Here is a 267-nt window from a genome sequence, read left to right on the forward strand (position 1 = left end):
TGATTCGCCTTGCCTGGTAGGACAATCGTGGTATGCCAGAACCGTCACGATCGGCCGGCCAGCGTCGGAAAGCCCGGAGCGGCAAGAAAGTAGCTGCCCGCCGTGATTTTGAGGCGTTGCGGGAACGTCGGATGCGGGCTGCGGAGATGTTTGACCGCGGCAAGCGGCAGGTCGATGTGGTGGTGGAGTTGGGAGTCTCGGCGCAGACCGCCTCACGGTGGCACCGGGCGTGGTCGGCCGGCGGACGGCAGGCATTGGCCGGGGCTG

General features: G+C 66.7%; 1 protein-coding gene. It reads left to right on the plus strand.

The window, feature by feature from the left end:
* Window positions 1–32: 32 nt before the first annotated feature.
* Window positions 33–267 (plus strand): helix-turn-helix domain-containing protein (locus LWC34_RS56545; protein ID WP_233735268.1); only part of this gene is annotated, 235 nt, incomplete at its 3' end.

The organism is Kibdelosporangium philippinense (assembly GCF_021390435.2).
GTDB classification, from domain to species: domain Bacteria; phylum Actinomycetota; class Actinomycetes; order Mycobacteriales; family Pseudonocardiaceae; genus Kibdelosporangium; species Kibdelosporangium philippinense.